19 protein-coding genes, 1 other RNA gene and 3 pseudogenes are annotated in these 17,079 nt (G+C 69.7%); 5 read left to right on the top strand and 18 right to left on the bottom strand.

All coding sequences use genetic code 11. The features are described 5' to 3' along the window. Both RH94_RS42450 and RH94_RS05070 read right to left on the bottom strand, forming a co-directional pair. Positions 1-236: pseudogene (locus RH94_RS42450) on the bottom strand (hypothetical protein); the annotation flags it as partial. A gap of 318 nt (positions 237-554) precedes the next feature. Beyond that, positions 555-1,553, bottom strand: a complete 999-nt coding sequence (locus tag RH94_RS05070) for a LysR family transcriptional regulator (RefSeq protein WP_073946447.1) — start codon at positions 1,551-1,553, stop codon at positions 555-557. A gap of 83 nt (positions 1,554-1,636) precedes the next feature. Between RH94_RS05070 and RH94_RS05065 the strand changes: the two genes are divergently transcribed. After that, the gene (locus tag RH94_RS05065; RefSeq protein ID WP_234425545.1) at positions 1,637-2,947 is read left to right on the top strand and encodes an MFS transporter; all 1,311 of its coding nucleotides are present in this window, start codon (positions 1,637-1,639) and stop codon (positions 2,945-2,947) included. A gap of 32 nt (positions 2,948-2,979) precedes the next feature. Here RH94_RS05065 and RH94_RS05060 read toward each other — a convergent pair. Next, positions 2,980-3,102: pseudogene (locus RH94_RS05060) on the bottom strand (IS607 family transposase); the annotation flags it as partial. A gap of 201 nt (positions 3,103-3,303) precedes the next feature. On the opposite strand from RH94_RS05060, the gene RH94_RS05055 reads away from it, so the two are divergent. Continuing rightward, positions 3,304-3,549, top strand: coding sequence for a hypothetical protein (locus RH94_RS05055; protein ID WP_073946446.1), 246 nt, complete (start codon positions 3,304-3,306; stop codon positions 3,547-3,549). Between the two features lie 101 nt (positions 3,550-3,650). Here RH94_RS05055 and RH94_RS05050 read toward each other — a convergent pair whose 3' ends face one another. From RH94_RS05050 to RH94_RS05040, 3 genes and pseudogenes are all read right to left on the bottom strand, one after another. After that, positions 3,651-4,649 carry an extracellular catalytic domain type 1 short-chain-length polyhydroxyalkanoate depolymerase gene (locus RH94_RS05050; protein ID WP_073946445.1) on the bottom strand — a complete coding sequence of 333 codons (999 nt, stop codon included), beginning with the start codon at positions 4,647-4,649 and terminating at the stop codon, positions 3,651-3,653. Positions 4,650-4,753: 104 nt separating this feature from the next. Further along, positions 4,754-4,960, bottom strand: coding sequence for a hypothetical protein (locus RH94_RS41170; protein ID WP_199880871.1), 207 nt, complete (start codon positions 4,958-4,960; stop codon positions 4,754-4,756). A gap of 196 nt (positions 4,961-5,156) precedes the next feature. Continuing rightward, a pseudogene (locus RH94_RS05040) lies at positions 5,157-5,345 on the bottom strand (response regulator transcription factor); the annotation flags it as partial. 510 nt (positions 5,346-5,855) lie between these two features. Here RH94_RS05040 and RH94_RS05035 point away from each other — a divergent pair. Further along, positions 5,856-6,998: a sensor histidine kinase gene (locus RH94_RS05035; protein WP_073946443.1), complete on the top strand. Its 1,143-nt coding sequence runs from the start codon at positions 5,856-5,858 to the stop codon at positions 6,996-6,998. 24 nt (positions 6,999-7,022) lie between these two features. On the opposite strand, the gene RH94_RS05030 is transcribed toward RH94_RS05035, so the two are convergent. Further along, complete coding sequence (locus tag RH94_RS05030) at positions 7,023-7,211, bottom strand: DUF397 domain-containing protein (protein WP_073946442.1); 189 nt, start codon at positions 7,209-7,211, stop codon at positions 7,023-7,025. After that, positions 7,208-8,020 carry a helix-turn-helix domain-containing protein gene (locus tag RH94_RS05025; protein WP_073946441.1) on the bottom strand — a complete coding sequence of 271 codons (813 nt, stop codon included), beginning with the start codon at positions 8,018-8,020 and terminating at the stop codon, positions 7,208-7,210. Before RH94_RS05025 ends, RH94_RS05030 begins: the two co-directional genes overlap by 4 nt. 141 nt (positions 8,021-8,161) lie before the next feature. Between RH94_RS05025 and RH94_RS05020 the strand changes: the two genes are divergently transcribed. Next, positions 8,162-8,611, top strand: a complete 450-nt coding sequence (locus tag RH94_RS05020) for an ATP-binding protein (protein ID WP_073946440.1) — start codon at positions 8,162-8,164, stop codon at positions 8,609-8,611. 2 nt (positions 8,612-8,613) lie between these two features. Here RH94_RS05020 and RH94_RS05015 read toward each other — a convergent pair whose 3' ends face one another. The 9 genes from RH94_RS05015 to ftsE form a co-directional block, all read right to left on the bottom strand. Next, a complete protein-coding gene (locus RH94_RS05015; RefSeq protein ID WP_143203954.1) occupies positions 8,614-8,814 on the bottom strand; it encodes a hypothetical protein in 201 nt (66 codons plus the stop codon). A 302-nt stretch (positions 8,815-9,116) separates the two neighbouring features. Next, on the bottom strand, positions 9,117-9,395 hold the full coding sequence (locus RH94_RS05010; protein ID WP_073946438.1) for a hypothetical protein: 279 nt from the start codon (positions 9,393-9,395) through the stop codon (positions 9,117-9,119). 157 nt (positions 9,396-9,552) lie between these two features. Next, a complete protein-coding gene (locus RH94_RS05005; protein ID WP_073946437.1) occupies positions 9,553-10,155 on the bottom strand; it encodes a response regulator transcription factor in 603 nt (200 codons plus the stop codon). An 877-nt stretch (positions 10,156-11,032) separates the two neighbouring features. Next, on the bottom strand, positions 11,033-11,644 hold the full coding sequence (locus tag RH94_RS04995; protein ID WP_073946435.1) for a hypothetical protein: 612 nt from the start codon (positions 11,642-11,644) through the stop codon (positions 11,033-11,035). A gap of 451 nt (positions 11,645-12,095) precedes the next feature. Next, positions 12,096-12,493: a transfer-messenger RNA gene (ssrA, locus tag RH94_RS04990) on the bottom strand. Between the two features lie 117 nt (positions 12,494-12,610). Then, positions 12,611-13,090, bottom strand: a complete 480-nt coding sequence (gene smpB, locus RH94_RS04985; protein ID WP_073946434.1) for an SsrA-binding protein SmpB — start codon at positions 13,088-13,090, stop codon at positions 12,611-12,613. A gap of 57 nt (positions 13,091-13,147) precedes the next feature. Next, complete coding sequence (locus tag RH94_RS04980; protein ID WP_079188900.1) at positions 13,148-14,326, bottom strand: S41 family peptidase; 1,179 nt, start codon at positions 14,324-14,326, stop codon at positions 13,148-13,150. A 68-nt stretch (positions 14,327-14,394) separates the two neighbouring features. Beyond that, the gene (gene ftsX / locus RH94_RS04975; RefSeq protein ID WP_073946433.1) at positions 14,395-15,312 is read right to left on the bottom strand and encodes a permease-like cell division protein FtsX; all 918 of its coding nucleotides are present in this window, start codon (positions 15,310-15,312) and stop codon (positions 14,395-14,397) included. A 35-nt stretch (positions 15,313-15,347) separates the two neighbouring features. Beyond that, positions 15,348-16,037: a cell division ATP-binding protein FtsE gene (gene ftsE, locus RH94_RS04970; protein WP_073946432.1), complete on the bottom strand. Its 690-nt coding sequence runs from the start codon at positions 16,035-16,037 to the stop codon at positions 15,348-15,350. Between the two features lie 236 nt (positions 16,038-16,273). Here ftsE and RH94_RS04965 point away from each other — a divergent pair, with 236 nt between their 5' ends. Then, positions 16,274-16,465, top strand: coding sequence for a hypothetical protein (locus RH94_RS04965; protein ID WP_073946431.1), 192 nt, complete (start codon positions 16,274-16,276; stop codon positions 16,463-16,465). 91 nt (positions 16,466-16,556) lie between these two features. On the opposite strand, the gene RH94_RS40590 is transcribed toward RH94_RS04965, so the two are convergent. Beyond that, positions 16,557-17,079 (bottom strand): LPXTG cell wall anchor domain-containing protein (locus RH94_RS40590; protein WP_234425544.1); only part of this gene is annotated, 523 nt, incomplete at its 5' end.

The raw sequence follows: 17,079 nt of genomic DNA, 5'->3' as shown, positions 1-17,079 counted from the left end.
GAGCCGGTCGAACCGGCCGCCGGCCCGGGCAGGAACCGCGTCTCCGCCTCGGCCGCCGGCCCGGCGGGGTGGCCCTTGTCGAACCAGGAGCCCGGCTCCGGGGCCGGGTCGGGGTGCCCACCCGCTTCCGGCGGGTAGCCACCCTCGCCTCCCGGACGGAGTCCCGGCCAGGCCGCCGTACGGCCGTGGCCGTCGGCTTCCGGCCATCCCGTCCGGCCACCCGGTGCCGGCGGCACACCAGCGGGGTGGCCGGATCCCGGCTCCCCGCCGAAGGCGTCACCGGAGTCGAACGCCCCGCTCGGTTGTATGGATCCGGCTGTCTCGCGGAAACCTCCGGACGTGAAACCGGACCCGCCCGGTTGGGCGTCATCCCGCCATTTTTCGACGCGCACGTACTTCCCCCCCAAGGGGCATCACTATCAGCAGAGGTGTACGAATCCGGGTCTACGTACCAATTGTCGGGCCGGGCCCCCACCCAGCACGAGCGCCTCTTTATCACAGTGCTCCCGGGGCCCCGAATGTATCGCATGGGGACATGCCGTGGAGATCGGTCCTCAGATGTAGGCCTCCATCACGTGCGCGTCCATGGCCGGAATCCATCCCTCCGCCGGCCGCCGGAGCCACCCTTCCTCGCTTGCCAGTTCGGTCACAGAACACCTGAGCGCATCCAATCCGGGATGCATCAGACCTTTTCGCCACACCAGTGACACAGGGGAGAGCGGAACGGGGTCGACCAGGGGCCGCAGGACCGTCTGCGGCATGGCCGGAAAGTCCACCACGGTCAGGACCGGCGCACGGTGCTTGGCCATGATCCGGCGGAACTCCGCCACCCCGATCGCGAGGGGCGCGGGCGGCGCGACCTCGATACCGCGCCCCTCGAACAGGCGACGTGCCAGGTCGGTCCACTCCAGCGTGCGCGGATTGCCCGCACCCGCGTACACGTGCTCCCCCGCCAGCGCGTCGAGCGGCACCTCGGCCAGGTGCGCGAGCCGGTGGTCCTCGGGCAGGATCACGGCCATCCGCTCGTACCGCGCGGGCTGGTGCAGCAGCCGGCCGCGGACCGCGGGGTCGAGCCCGGCGAACCGCCCGAACGACGCGTCGAGCCGGCCCGCCAGCATCTCGGCGGCGGCACCGGTCAGACCGCTCTCGAAACGGGTCATCAGTTCGAGATCGGGGACGAGTGCGCGCGCCCGCTCCAGTACCCGCTCCCCGAACAGCCCCGGGCTGTTGACGTCCACGAGCAGCGGCCGTTCCGGCCCGCCCCGGCCGAAGGCGTCGAGCAGCTCCCGCTGCGCCTGGAGCACCCGGCGGGCGTACGGCAGCAGCCGGGCGCCCTCGGCGGTCAGCGCGACCTGCCGGGTGCTCCGTACGAACAGCACGGCACCCAGCTCCCGCTCGAGTCGCCGGATGTCCCGGCTGAGGGCCTGCTGGGCGACGTACAACCGGGCGGCGGCACGGGTGAAGTGCAGCTCCTCGGCCACGGCGACGAAGGCGCGGAGCAGCCGGGGGGCGACTCCCTCCGCGGAGACGGGCGGTCCGGGTTCGACGGGCACGGGCCGAATTTACAACGCGGGTGCGTCAATCGCGCCGGATCAGGTGTTGGACCGCGAACCGGTGTCCGAACGACGGTGACGCCATGCCGAATTCCTCCACCCCGGCCCCCACCCCGGCCGCCGCCCGCTCCTCCCTCCTCACTCCGCACCGGCGCCTGTTCACCCCGTACCGGCACCTGTTCGCCCTCCCCGGCACCCGCGCCTTCACCGCCGGGAACCTGATGGCCCGGCTGCCGATGGGCATGTTCGGCGTGAGCGCGGTCGTGATGATCTCCGGGGCGCGCGGCTCGTACGCGCTCGCCGGCGCCGTCACCGCGACCGGCCTCGCGGCGACCGCGGTGACCGCCCCCTGGGTCGCCCGGCTGGTGGACCGGTACGGGCAGGCCCGGATCGCCGTGCCCGCCACCGTCTGCGCGGTCCTGGGCAGCCTGGCCCTGGTGCTGTGCGTGCGCTACGACGCCCCCGACTGGACCCTGTTCGCCGCCTACGCCGCCACCGCGACCACCCCGAACACCGGCGGGATGTCCCGTGCCCGCTGGACGCACCTGCTGAAGTCGGACCCCGCGGCCCTGCACACCGCGAACTCCTTCGAACAGGCCGCGGACGAGCTGTGCTTCATGCTCGGCCCGGTTCTCGCGGCCTTCCTCACCGGGACGTTCTTCCCGGAGGCCGGCACGCTGGTCGGCGCGGCGCTGCTGCTCACGGGCATCCTGCTGTTCGCCGCCCAGCGTTCGACCGAGCCGCCGCCGAGGCCGCGTACACCCGCGCGTGCGCCGCTGCGCGCCCCCGGCATGCCGGCGCAGCTCGCCGTGTGCCTGGCCATGGGCGCGGTGTTCGGCGCGATGGAGGTCGTCACCGTGGCGTTCGCGGACGACCGGGGCCACCGCTCGGCGGCGGGCGTGGCGCTCGGTCTGCAGGCGGCCGGTTCGTGCGTGGCCGGGCTGGTGTACGGGGTGGTGAGACCCGCGGGGCCGGCGGAGCGGCGCCTGCCGTGGTGCGTGGCGGCGATGACGGTCCTCATGACGCTGCCGCTGCTGGCCGCCACCCTGACCGGCTCCCTGCTCGTACTGTCCGCCGCCCTGCTCGTCGCCGGTACGGCGACCGCGCCCACCATGGTCACGAACATGACCCTGGTCCAGCAGCGCTCTCCCGAGGGCCGCCTCAACGAGGGTATGACCCTCGCGGTGACCGGCCTGCTCGGCGGCATCGCCTGCGGCAGCGCGACCGGCGGCTGGGTGGTCGAGCACGTGTCGGCGACGGCCGGTTACGGGGTGCCGGTGACGGCGGCGGCGCTCGCGCTGCTGATCTCGCTCACCGTCCTTCCCGCGGCCTCGCGGGGAGCCACCGCGTCCGGCGGGCCGGACACCGGCCGGAATTCCCGCCGTCCCCATTGACGCACCGCTTCCGGTGCGGCGTTCACCTCCACGTTCACCAGGATCGTGCGCGGGCCGACGCGCTGAGCCGGTACCGGCAGCGTCCCCTCACGGAACCAGCGATACGCGGTCTGCGGATGCACACCCTGCGCCTTCGCCCATTCCGTGAGATTCATGCCCTGACAACGACACTCGCTCATACACGGTTACGCTCACTCACCCGACTTCGATGGCCAGCAGCTGAAAACCCCCTGCCGCAACCTGCTTTCAGCCGTCGAACCGCTTCGGCAGGTGGGTGCCGTCCCGACACGCCCCGACACGCCCCCGATGGCCGTCCGACTCCCTTGAGGACCGGGACGTCGACGGCACGAAGGCGTGTGCCGGCCACGGCGGTGATCCTCGCCGGATCACCGCTCCTGACCTCCTGCGGCGGCTCGTCCGACGGCGGGGCCCCGCGGCTGTGGCACTACGAGGACCCCGACAGCGCGATGGCCGTGGCCTGGGACGTCCTGCCCGCCCCCGTCTTCCTCCTCTCCTTCCGGCGGACGCCCACCCGCGGCATCGCCGTGGGCGCGGTCGAGTGGGGGTGCGTGCGTTCCGCTTCCGTCGCCGTCAGCGGCTGACGACCCGGACGAGGCAGCCAGGACCGCCCTACTGGTTGGCCGCCTTCACCCATCGCAGACATGTGCGACATGGCGCGCTTCACCGTGGCCGCGGAGGCCGCTCACCCGAGGCCCCAGGCCCGCCCGAGCCGGTACGCGGCGCACAGGTTCACGTCGAGGAAGTAGGAACCGGCCGCTCCGCACTGTTCGCCGCCGGTGCCGGGATCGACGGGCTGGCCGTGTCCCATGCCGGTGAGGGAGTACGTCTCCACGACCGGGTTCCCGGCCGGATCCCGGAAGACCTGGTGGGGATACCCGGCGACGGTGTCGCTGACGTCGGCGGTCCGGTCGGCCCCGTGCACGTCGGTCCACTGCTTCACCAGGTCGGTCATGTTGACGGGTTTGACCGTGTAGTCGGCCGTCCCCTGGAAGACGGTGAGCGTCGGCCAGGGACCTCCGTAGCCGGGCCGGGCGGCACGCACCCGGTCGCCCCACTGCTTCGGAGTCTGGGTGGCCCCGACGTACATGCACACGTACGGCGACCCGGCGGCCTGCGCGCACCCGTACGGCGGGCCGGCGACGACCCCGCCCGCGGCGAACTTCTCCGGGTAGGCGGCCATCATCACGGCGGTCATGCCACCGCCCGCCGACAGCCCGGTGACGTACACCCGGGCCGGGTCCCCGGCGACGTCGGCGAGTTGCCGGTCGGCCATCTGCGCGATGCTGGCGGCCTCGCCCCGGCCGCGCTCGATGTCCCCGCTCTGGAACCAGTCGAAGCAGGAGGAGAGGTTGTTGGCGCCGGTCTGCTGCGGCAGCACGACGGAGAATCCCCACCGGTCGGCGAGCTGGACCCACCCGCTGCCGTTGCCGTAGGAGGCGGCGTCCTGCGTGCACCCGTGCAGCGCGACGACGACCGGCCGCCCGGCCGTCAGCCCGGCGGGAACGTACCGGAACATCCGCAGCGCCCCCGGATTCGACCCGAATCCGGTGACCTCCTGGAGGGAGGGGGCCGCGGCTGCGGGCGCGGCCGCGGATCTGCCGGGGGCGAGAAGGACGGCGAGCAGAGCGACCAGCAGGGTCGCGAGGACGGTGGAGCGGCTTGCGGCTCTGGTGTGTGTCATGCGGAGGGAAGGTAGGAGCGACCTCAGCCTTCCGATATGGGGCGCGGCCCCACAACTCTCCTGCTGAATACATGGCGTTCAGCCAATGGCGAAGGGGCCTTCGCTCACTGCTGATCGACGTCGGCTTCGCGCTGCTCTTCCTTGTCCGCCGCACCCGTTGCCGCACCCGTTGCCGTCGACGTTCCCAGCCGGATCCCATGGCGCACGCACCAGACCGCCACCGGCGAACCCAGCAGGGCGGGCAGGAACCACACGAGCGTCCACGGCCCACCGAGCACCACGCCCACCACGGCCGATCCGTACACCAGCACGGCCAGGGCACAGACCGCGGCCAACTCCGCCCTCGCCCGCCCCGCCGTGATCCGCCGCCCCGCCATCGAAACCGTGCGCTCCCCGTCTCCCGTGCACGCCTGCCACGCCGCACCCGGTGGTCAGCGGGCACGGATCGGTCGGCTTCGATCCCATCACGCCGCGCGGGACCCAGGAAGTGAGATCTTCACGTACCCACAGCCAGCCGTGGCGTTCGGCGATGCGGACGGCGTCGACGAGGGTGCGCGCGTGGAGCTTGCCGACAGCGGACGAGAGCCGGTTGCGCACCGTGCCCACGCTCAGGAAGAGTTCGGCGGCGATCTCACGGGCGTGCGCGCCCGAGGAGGCCAGCCGCAACACCTCGGCCTCCCGCTCGGTCAGCGGGCTGATCACCGACCGATTGTCCCTCACCGAGCCCCGCTCACATCGCGCAGCTATTCACCCGAACGCCTCTTTTTCCACCAAACCAGGATTTCCTGGGCCGCGGCCACGGATACCCAAACCCCAAGAATGATCTCAAATACACCCCAGACCGAATCCCATCCGCCCTCCTGAAGCTTCCCCACTCCGCCTATGAGCAGAAATCGCGGTCAGGGCCCCGATCCGGGGCAGCAGCCGTCTGCGCCTCCGCAAGGCGACGGCAGACCCCTCCCACGCGTCGGTGGGACGTATTCGATCTGACGCGTTCAGTAACCCCTTGTTGTTGCGGGCATGAATCAGCCGTGATCAAAGCAGGGATGCCACAGCCGAAGAAGTGAGGAGTCCACGAGTTGCGGAGGCCCTGTGAAGCGACCGAAGACGCAGGTCAGAGCCTCACGTGACGCTCAAGCAGCTCCGATCGCCACCTGGTCCGGTCCATAATCGACTGAAGATGATCAAGGTAGGAGCGGGGCGAAGATGCAGGGCGGGACAGTGGGCGGCTCGACGGCTCCGCCGGGAGCACGGGTCGCATTCGGCGCGCTGGTCGTGCTGGTGCTCGGCTCACTCGGGCTGATGGCGCTGGACGTCGCCGCTTCGCCGTTCCACAAGCGCACTGTCGCCGCCGGCCTGACCGTGTTGGTGCTGATGCCCGCTGTTCTGCTCGGCCAGTACGCGCCCCCGCCCTACCGGCTGCCGTACCGCTGGAAGTGGGGTCTGCTGCTGGTGCAGGCCGCGCTCACCTACACGCCGTTGGTGTTCTTCCACCACCGGTGGTTCACTCTGCTCGGCTTCCTCGCCGGCGCGGTGCTGCTCAGCCTGCCTGCCACCCACTCCGTTCCCGTCGCCCTGGCCGTCGTCGCCAGCGGGCCGCTGCTCATCCACACGGGCGTGGTCGACAGCAGCCGCGGTTCACTGGCCGTTCTGCTCAGTACGGCGATCACGGCGAGCACCGTCTTCGCGGTCGCCCATCTCGCCCTGCTCTCCTCCCGGTTGCACGGCAGCAAGGAGCAGACGGCCCGGCTCGCCGAGCAGCGCGCCCGAGCGCGGATGCGCCAGGACCTGCACGATCTGGTGGGCTCGTCGCTGGTGGCCATCACGGTGCGGGCGGAACACGCCCTGCGGACGGACGCTCTCGCCGAATCCGCCCGGGCAGCGCTCACCGAGGTCGTCGAGCTGGCCCGGCGTGCACAGGAGGACGTGCGGCGCATCAGCGTCCCCGAGGCTCCCCGCTCGCTGGCAGACGAGTTCGCCCATGTGCAACGGCTGCTGACCACTTCCGGGACAGGGGTTCACGCCTCGCTGCCGCCGCGTCTCGAACTGAACGACGTGACGGCGGAGTGTCTGCGGTCGGTACTCCATGAAGCGGTGGCCAACGTGCTCGAACACAGCCGTGCCAAGTTCTGCGAGATCGAACTGCGCGCCGGCGCGGACGACGTCCGGCTCACCGTCCGCAACGACGGTGTCGCCGCCGGCTCGGCGCCGCCCTCCGCTCCGGCGGCCGGGCGCCGCGGCACGGGCCTCGCCGGGCTCAGGGGCCGGGTCGTCGCACTCGGCGGAACACTGCACGCCGGGCCGGAGGGCCACGAGTTCTCCGTGACGGCGGTCCTGCCACTGGGCTGACCCGGCCGCCCTCCGCCCCGAGGATCAGACCTCGCGGGCGGCGTATGCGAGAAACGCCGTCCAGGCGTCCTCGGGCACGGCGAAGCGCGGGCTTCGGTCCCCGAGCTTCGAGTCACGGACGTGGACGGTGTGGGGGCGGACGGCGACTTCGAGGCATTCACCGCCACCGCTGCTGCTGTAGCTGGACTTGAACCAGGTCAACTCGGTGCTCACAGCTCCTCCACCAATTTTGTGATGAACCGGGCGGACTCATCGGGGCTGAGAGCCTGCCGGAGGATCATGGCATGCCTCTGCCCGATGGCGCTTACCTTATCCGCGTCTGCGTACAGCCTTCCGGTTTCCTGTCCCTCTTCATAGACCAGCAACTCGTGTTCGGCGGTTTCCAGCAACACGAAGGGACCGTCCACGCCAGGACCGGCACCCACGAACGGCAGCACCTGGATCGTCACGTTGCGCGCCGCTCCGGCCTCCACCAGCCGTAGTAGCTGCCGTTTGTGCACTTCAGCGCCTCCGACCGGATTCCTCAACGCCGCCTCTCCGATGACGAAGCTGAACGCCCTGGTGCGCTTGCTCAGCAGCGTTTGCCGCTCCAGCCGCCCGGCGACCCGCTCGTCGATCGTCTCGTCGTCAAGCGGGGGCAGGAAGGCGTTGAGGAGCGCCCGCATGGTCTCCTCGGTCTGCAGGAGCCCCGGGATGTGCAGAGGCTGATAGGCACTCAGTGAGATCGCCTCGGCTTCGTACCGCATGTAATCCCCGGCGTGGGAGAGGAACCTCTCCGGCTTCAGGAACTCGTGAGCAGCCACCAACTTGCCCCGAGCTCCGCACAGTTGATCCGCAGTCTGCAACAGCCGCAGCGTCGGCCGGCGCCGCCCGCACTCCATCGACTTCACGTACTCGTAGTCGTACCCGGCCTCGTCGGCCAGCGCCTGCCGGCTGACCTGCGCCTCCTCGCGCCACAACTTGATCTGCCCACCGCAGTAACGCCAGTTCTGCTGAGCCTGCTGGGACTCCCCCGAAGCCACGTGCCCTCACCCGCCTCCCGCACCGACGCACCGCATGTACAGCCACGCTGCGTACCCGACCCGCTACTCCCGAGGCTAGACACAGGCCACCACCCTTATCCCGCCGAACGACGGAGAATCACACGCAAGGAACCACCCCACATGCCCACGCCCCACCACTCCCCCACCGCACTCCCCCAGGACATCGAATTCCGCCTTCCCCGCCACGCCCGCAGCGTGAGCCGCGCCCGCGCCCTCCTGCGCGAACAGGCAACGTCCTGGAAGCTCCCCGACGAGGTGACGGAAACGGCGGTACTCCTGCTCAGCGAACTGATGACGAACGCCTACCGCCACGCGAAGGTCTCCCCGGGCCGCGAGATCCGGGCCCGCTGCGTCCTGGACGGCGACGGCCGCCTCCGCATCTCGGTCACGGACGCGAACGACACGCTCCCCATGCCCCGCGAAGCTTCCCCGGAAGACGAATCCGGCCGGGGTCTCGCCCTGGTGGAGGCACTGGCGGACGACTGGGGCGCCGAACCCCGCCCCGGCGGCATCGGCAAGACGGTCTGGTTCGAGCTTGAGCTCAACTCGGGAACACGAGCAGAGACGTGATGTCAGTGCTGCTGCTCTTCCTCGTCCGCCGCGCCCGTTGCCGCCGGCGTTCCCAGCCGGATCCCATGACGCACGCACCAGACCGCCACCAACGAACCCAGCAGGGCGGGCAGGAACCACACGAGCATCCACGGCCCACCGAGCACCACGCCCACCACGGCCGATCCGTACACCAGCACGGCCAGGGCACAGACCGCGGCCAACTCCGCCCTCGCCCGCCCCGCCGTAACCCGCCGCCCCGCCATCGAAACCGTGCGCTCCCCATCTCCCGTACACGCCTGCCGCACCGCGCCCGGTGGTCAGCGGGCGCAGATCGGTCGACCCTGATCCCAGCACACGGCGCGGGACCCAGGAAGTGAGATCTTCACGTACTGGGAGGTCGTTCTCTCCCGATGTCTCGTCCCGTGACAGGCGTTTGGCTCCGTGGTGCCGGGTCGCGCCGGACCGCGGTGGTTCGCCGGCACAGCCGCAGCCCTCATCGGCTGTCGGCGTCCGACGCGTTCCGCTACTGGACCTGCCGCTTCTCCCGGCGCTTCGGGACTTGGGCCAGCACCATCAGAACAGCACCGGCGAGCATGAGCGGCACGTCGACCTCGACGGGCAGTACGCGCGCGGCCGCGACCGCTCCTCCCGCCAACAGCGCGCCGGCACCCCATACGCGGGGGCGACCCACGCCACTGCGCAGCCAGGGAGCCGCGACGCGATCCGTCACGAGAGTCAGCACCCCCATCACGCCAAGAGCCAGCCCCACCACCATGCCGATGACCAAAAAGAACGTGGACATGTGCCCCCTCTGCTACTTCCCAGCGATGATCCCAGGCACCTCGGCGCGCAACAACGCCGGACCCTGACAACGGGCCCACGAGTTTCCTGCCCATCCGCATCGGCACTCGCTGCCGCGGGTCGGCCTCGCCCGCACCAGGGCCACAAGAAGCAATGTCCTACAACCAGCCGTGGTGTTCGGCAATGCGAACGGCGTCGACGAGGGTGCGCGCGTGGAGCTTGCCGACAGCGGAGGAGAGCCGGTTGCGCACCGTGCCCAGGCTCAGGAAGAGTTCGGCGGCGATCTCGCGGGCGTGCGCGCCCGAGGACGCCAGCCGCAACACCTCGGTCTCCCGCTCGGTCAGAGGGCTGGCCTCGTCGATCCGGCCGCCCTGCATCCGCGGGTCGATCACTCGCCCGCCCGCGGCGACCCGGCGAATCGCGTCCGCGGTCTCGTTGGGGGTCGCGCTCTTGAGGAGATAGCCGGAGGCTCCCGCGCTCATCGCACGTCTCAGATGTCCGGGCCGGTCCAGCGCCGTGAGAATCAAGGTGCGGCATTCAGGCAGCCGTTCGGCGAGCGCGGTGGCGACGGCGATGCCGTCCAGGACGGGCAGGTCGATGTCGACGAGGGCCACGTCGGGTCGGAGCCGCTCGGCCTCGGCCAACGCGGTCTCGCCGTCGGCGGCCTGGCCGACGACCCGTATCCCCAGCTCGCTCGAGAGCAGCGCCACCAGTCCGGACCGCACGACGGCGTGGTCCTCGACCACCAGCACTCCGATCACGAACCGATTATCCCTTACCAGGCTCTCCGCTGCCGCCATGGACGCGAGCAGAAGCACTGGCCGAGATCAGCCCATTATCACGTCATAGACATTCCAGAGGAGAAACAAAAGCGGGAGGACGAGCAGTGCCTCCGATGGGCCCACCCGGATCCATCTCCTCGCACAGAGGTCGCTCTCCGCCTCGCGGGCAGAACGTATCTGCTCTCGGACCGCACGCCTGGCCTCCCGCGCCCGGGTCCCCTCCAGGAAAGATTTTGAAAAAACTCAGGGGTGTACTGTGCCGACCCCCTCGATCCGCATCCCAACTCCGCCGTCTCTCACGTGCGTCTGCACTTTGGAGAGGGGTGCTTGACAGGAGTGGAGCGGGTTGTGGACCGTGATCATTCTGTTTTCGCAGAGAATCATCGGCTGGACGCCGACCCTGATGAACAGCCAGGCAGCCAGTGAGGAAATGGCGCCGAAAGCTCCAACGCCCGTCGAGGCCGCTGCTGCAGCAGCTACCGAGAATTGCCGGAACCCTCCGGCTTCGACCGCTTTGCACTTCGCCACAGAGCGCGAAGCCCCTCGCGTGTGTTTGTGATGTCGAGCAAGGTGAGCACGGCTCTACCGGTGGACTTCACCCCACGAAGGGTGATCACAACGAGATCTTCCACGGTTTCTCCGGATTCCTGCGCAGTGCGGATGCCGTTACGCATCCACCTCGGCGTATTTGAGGATCTGCGTGGAACACGCCACCGCCGAGTACAAGCGGTGGCGCCCGCTCCAGCGCTGGCGGCCCTTGCCGGTGGGGTTCAGGCTCATGATGGCGAGGTGGACGTCTTTCAGGGCGGCGGCGTTCGGGAAGTGGCCCCGGGCGGCAGGCCCGCAGGGGCCGTGCTCACGTCGTGCTCGTGCCGCCCCCCTCGTCGTGGACGGCCTTGCTGACATGCGGCTCGAAAGCCTTGAGGACGCTCCAGCTGGCGCCGTCGTCGTGGCGTTTCCAGGTGGCCGTGGGGCGGGCGTCCATCGTCACGGTCGCGGTGTCCCGGTCTGTGGTGATGGAGATGTGGAACCTCACCGGGAGGCTCAGCGATTTCCTGCAGATGAGGGTGAGCCTGCCGTGTGTGAACTCCGTGACCTTGTCGATTTCGGGGGCCGGGAGCTGCTTGAGGGCGTACAGCGCGCTGTCGGTGAGCTGGTAGGCGGTGGTGCCGGGACGTATCGGTACGCGGATCTCGGCGGTGCACGGCAAGCCGACGGCCTCGGCGGACAGCGTCAGACCATGACGCGAAGCCGCACGCGCGGCCTGCCATGTGCTCGACGTGGCGCCCACGACGGCAATGACAGCGCCCGCCACAAGGCTGGCGAACGCCCCCTGGAGCAGCGCGTCCGCCCAAACGCTCGGGTCCTCCCAGATCAGGACACCGGCCATGAAGACGCCCAAGGGAGCAGCCATCATGGCGAAGAACACGGCACCACGGCGTATGACCGCGAGCCAGTAGCTGAACATGGGTGAATTCCGTTTTCTGTGTGAGGGATGGACCGTACTGGGTCCGGTGCCTGGTGGCGGCATCGGCAAGACGGTCTGGTTCTGGTTGCGGGCCTCGCCGCCGTGGTCCGGCGACACGTGCCCGCGACTGTCACCCCTTGGAATGCCTCCGGTTCCTGATTCTGGTGCCGACGTAGGCGCCGCCTCCGCTGGAAGCCAGCGCCAGCGCGGCCTGACTCGGATAGCCACCGCCGAGCAGGAGTGCCAGAGCGCCTCCCGCACCCAGGACGCCTACGAAGATGAACAGATCGGACGGTTTCACCTTCATCGGTTCTCTTTTCTTCCGGTCGCCGGAGTTTGCGGTGCCTGCCGCGTGGTTCGGCGTGCCTGGCTCGCGTCCGTGCCCGGAGCACCGTCCTTGACGACAAAGGCCCCGCCGCTCGGAAGCGGCGGGGCCTTGCCCACATGGGATGAGTGGAGATGGCGGGAATCGAACCCGCGTCCAACGGTGCGGAACCAGGGCTTCTCCGTGTGCAGTCCGCTTCGCTTTTCTCGGCCCCGGAGATCACGCGGACAAGTCTCCGACGGGCTCAGTCACTGTTTGGTTTCCCTCTTCACCCCGTGACCGGGATCAAGGTTTAGTCCCCTGGTCGATGCCAGGATCCGGGTCGGGAACAGCCCCGGGCTGACACTCCCTTAGTAGGAGGCTCGCTCGCGCTGCCTATCAGGCAGCGAGGGCGAAGGCCTGCTGGGAGGAATCGCGCTTGGTGTTGGCGATTATTTTTTTCGGCCTGTGGTTTACGAGATCATGGCCGCTTCCTCGACACGCTTCCCCTGCTTCGACAGCCGCTGTCGAAACCGATCATCCCCATGTTGATTTTTCAAACCCTCCGGAGAGGGTCACGCGCACCGGCCTCGCGGTGCAGTGCCATCGTACGTGACCAACGTACGTCCGTGCCAGCGTATTCCCGGGGCGCGAGCCCCGTGCTACGCCCGCTGCCGGCGCCGTACCGCCGCCATCGCGCGGTCGGTCTCGCGGCGGTCCTGCTTCTCACGCAACGTCTGCCTCTTGTCGTACTCCTTCTTGCCCTTCGCCAGCGCGATCTCGACCTTGGCCCGGCCGTCCTTGAAGTACAGCGCGAGCGGCACGATCGTGTGGCCCGTCTCCTGGGACTTCGACTCCAGCTTGTCGATCTCCGCGCGGTGCAGCAGCAGCTTCCGCTTGCGGCGGGCGCTGTGGTTGGTCCAGGTGCCCTGGCTGTACTCGGGCACGTGCACGTTGTGCAGCCACGCCTCGTGTCCGTCCAGCTGCACGAAGCCGTCGACCAGCGAGGCCCGCCCTTGACGCAGCGACTTCACCTCTGTCCCCATGAGCACCAGACCGGCCTCATAGGTGTCGATGATGTGGTAGTCGTGCCGCGCCTTCTTGTTCTGCGCGATCAGCTTGCGCCCTTTTTCCTTAGCCATAGTGCAGTCCATTTTCGCACTACGGAGGGGGTGCGTGGGAAGCGCATAAAAGCGGTCTCAGGACGAGTCGCCCAGGCCCGCCAGGACCGTCCGCGCCCGCTGCAACGCGTCGCCGTCCGCGTCCAGGTCCGGGGTGATGCCCCGGCCGTCCACGCCGTGGCCGCCGGGGGTGCGGTAGTGGCCGACCGTGAGCTCGGCGACGGAGCCGTCGGGCAGCCGGCTCGGCATCTGCACCGAGCCCTTGCCGAAGGTGCGCGAGCCCACGACGACCGCGCGGCCGCGGTCCTGCAGGGCGCCGGTGAGCAGCTCGGCCGCGCTCATCGTGCCGCCGTCGACGAGCGCGACCAGGGGTCTGGCGGTGTCGCCCCCGGCGTCGGCGTGCAGGGCACGCTGCTCGCCGTCGACGTCGTAGGTGGCGACCAGGCCGCCGTCGAGGAAGGCGGAGGCGGTGGTGACGGCCTCGGTGACCAGGCCGCCGGAGTTTCCGCGCAGGTCCAGGATGATCCCGGAGGCGGGCGGGGAGTGACGTACGACGGTACGGACCTCGTCGCCCACGCCCTTGGTGAAGGCGGCGACCCTGATCACGGTCACGTGGTCGGCCGACCGCCGTACCGTGACCGGGTCCGTGGACAGGCGGGCCCGGTGCAGTGTCGCGCTCCACGCACGCGTGCCGCGTTGCAGGCCCAGGGTGACGGCGGTGCCGGCGTGCGCGCCCTCGGCGTCGCCGCGCAGCAAGGAGACGACCTCGGTGACCGGCAGGCCGTCCACCTTCTCGGCGTCGATGCTGCGCAGCCGGTCGCCCGCGCGGATTCCGGAGGCGGCCGCGGGCGAGCCCGCCCGCACCTTCGTCACCTCGATACGGCCGTCCCGCTCGCGCCGGGCGCACAGGCCGACTCCGGTGTACTGGCCGTCCAGGGCCTCCTGGAACTCCTCGTACTCGCGGTGGGAGTAGACGGCGCCCCAGCGGTCGCCGCTGCGGCTGACGGCACGCTCGGCGGCCTGCAGGGGGGACGTGCCGTCGGCCATGGCCTCGGCCGCCGCCCGGCTCACCTCATCGTGCCGGCCGCCCGCGGTGAGAGCGGCCGAACCCGCCTGCTCCGCCTCGGACTTCTTCTCGTCGTGGCCGGGCAGGGAGCCCGTCGCCGCACCGGCCACGAGCACACCGACGAAGACGAATGCCAGGACGGCCCCGGCGCGGCCGCGGCGGGGCTGACAGAACAGGTCACGACCTGACATGGCGGTGAGTCTAGGACAACGCCTCGGGGCCGTACGGCCGGTTGGCCGTACGCTCCCCTTGGCATGCGTCACACCTTCAGGTACTTGCGCAGCGCGAAGAACGCCGCCAACGCGGGCATCAGCAGACTCGTCGCGAGGATGAGCGGCAGCTTCGTCAGGACCGCGTCCCAGCCGATGAAGTTGATCAGGTTCAGCTTCTCCGACAGCGCGAGACCGTGGTCGATGATGAAGTACCGCGCGAGCACCAGGAACCCGCAGGCGACCGTGCCGCCGATCAGTCCGGCGACCGCCGCCTCCATGATGAACGGCGCCTGGATGTAGAAGCCGGAGGCGCCCACCAGGCGCATGATCCCGGTCTCACGCCGGCGGCTGAACGCCGACACGCGCACGGTGTTGACGATCAGCATCAGCGCCACGACGAGCATCAGCGACATCACCGCGCGCGCGGCCCAGTTCATGCCGTTCAGCAGCCCGAAGAGGTTGTCCAGGATGCCCTTCTGGTCCTGCACGGACTGCACGCCGTCGCGGCCGTTGAAGGCGCTCGCGATGACCTTGTACTGCTCCGGGTTCTTCAGCTGGATCCGGTACGACTCCTGCATCTGGTCCGGCGTGATGGTGCTGGCCAGCGGGGAGTCGCCGAACTGCTCCTTGTAGTGCTTGTACGCCTCGTCCTGCGACTCGTAGGTGACCTTCTGGACCACCGGCATCTTGTCCAGGTCGGCGAGGATCGCCTTCTTCTGGTCCTCGGTGACCGCGCCCTTGGCGCAGTTGGGGTCGTTCTGGGCGTTGCTCTTGTTGCAGAGGAAGATCGAGACGTTGATCTTGTCGTACCAGTAGCCCTTCATCTGGTTGACCTGGTCGCTCATCAGGAGCGACCCGCCGAACAGAGCCAGCGACAGGGCGACGGAGACGACGACGGCGAAGGTCATCGTCAGGTTGCGGCGGAGACCCACACCGATCTCCGACAGGACGAACTGGGCGCGCATGGCGTCTGGTCAAGCCTTTCCGTCGTGGACTTCGCTCAGTGCTGGTAGCCGTAGACGCCGCGCGCCTGGTCGCGGACGAGGCGGCCCTTCTCCAGCTCGATGACGCGCTTGCGCATCTGGTCCACGATGTTCTGGTCGTGGGTCGCCATCAACACGGTGGTGCCCGTCCGGTTGATGCGGTCGAGCAGTTTCATGATGCCGACGGAGGTCTGCGGGTCGAGGTTGCCGGTGGGCTCGTCGCAGATGAGCAGCAGGGGCCGGTTGACGAAGGCGCGCGCGATGGCGACGCGCTGCTGCTCACCACCGGAGAGCTCGCCGGGCCTGCGGTCCTCCTTGCCGCCGAGCCCGACGAGGTCGAGCACCTGCGGCACGGACTTGCGGATCTCGCCCTTGGACTTGCCGATGACCTCCTGCGCGAAGGCCACGTTCTCGGCAACCGTCTTGTTCGGCAGGAGCCGGAAGTCCTGGAACACGGTGCCCAGCTGGCGGCGGATCTGCGGCACCTTCCAGTTGGAGACGCGTGCGAGGTCCTTGCCCAGGACGTGCACCTGGCCGTGGCTGCACCGCTCCTCGCGGAGGATCAGCCGCAGGAAGGTGGACTTTCCGGAGCCGGAGGACCCCACGAGGAACACGAACTCGCCCTTCTCCACTTCCAGGGAGACATCCCTGAGGGCCGGACGGGTCTGCTTGGGGTAGACCTTGGAGACATTGTCGAATCGGATCACGGATGCACCACGGGTCGCCGGGGGTAGATGAGCGTGACCTTACGCGAACCGGGTAGGAGCGCGCAGTCGCCGGTCAGGGTTGGGGATGGGTTGTGCGTTTTGTACGGTGCTTGTCCTCGGCGGCGATTCGCGCGCCGTCCGGGGGAACCTGGCATTGTGGACGGGGGAACGTTCGCGTCTCCGTGAGCGTTGACTGGACAGGACCGGTGTTGCGGTGTTGCAAGGAGGGCGAGCGCATGACGTACGACCGGCTGGTGTGCGCGAACTGTGCGGCGCCCGTGAGCGAGGGCCGGTGCCCCGTGTGCCGTGCGAGCCGCGAGCGGCTGCAGCAGGGCAACCTCTTCGCGGGACTGAACCCGACGGCGCTGATCGCACTGCTGGTGGTGCTGATCGCCGCGGTGGCGCTGCTGGCGCACCAGACGGCGTAGGCCGCGCACACGAACTACGCGCGAAGGGGCCCGGAGCTTGCCGCTCCGGGCCCCTTCGGCGCTCATGGCGTACGTACCGCCGGTGTCGCCGTCAGGCTACGGCGCCGCCACGGCCGGCCATCAGGCGCGGCAGGAAGCGGAAGCCGACACCGCCGGCGATCATCGTCGCGGCGCCGACCAGCAGGAACGTGGTCTGGGCCGCACCGGTCTCGGCGAGCTCCTTGCCGCTGCCCTGGGGCGCGGCGTTCGAGACGGAGCCGGTGTCGGTGAGGGCCGAGGAGCCCTCCTGCTGCGGGATGGCGCTGTTGCCGCCGCCGTTCGGGGCGGTGCCGCCGGAACCACCGGAGCCGCCGGAGCCGCCACCGGGGTTGCCCGGGGTGCTGCCGCCGCCACCGGGGTTGCCCGGGGTGCTGCCGCCGCCACCGGGGTTGCCCGGGGTGCTGCCGCCGTCACCGGGGTTGCCCGGGTCCGGGTTCTCGGTACCCGGGTCGGGGATCTCAGTGCCCGGGTCCGGGTTCTCGGTACCCGGGTCGGGGATCTCGGTACCCGGGTCCGGGTCCTCAGTGCCCGGGTCGGGGCAGTTCTCGCCCGTGCCGATGGTGCAGCTCGGGTCC

This window comes from Streptomyces kebangsaanensis (assembly GCF_001906585.1).
Taxonomy (GTDB): Bacteria; Actinomycetota; Actinomycetes; order Streptomycetales; family Streptomycetaceae; genus Streptomyces; species Streptomyces kebangsaanensis.
The sequence above is the reverse complement of the archived record's forward strand: the minus strand, read 5'-3'. Positions and strand labels throughout refer to the sequence as shown.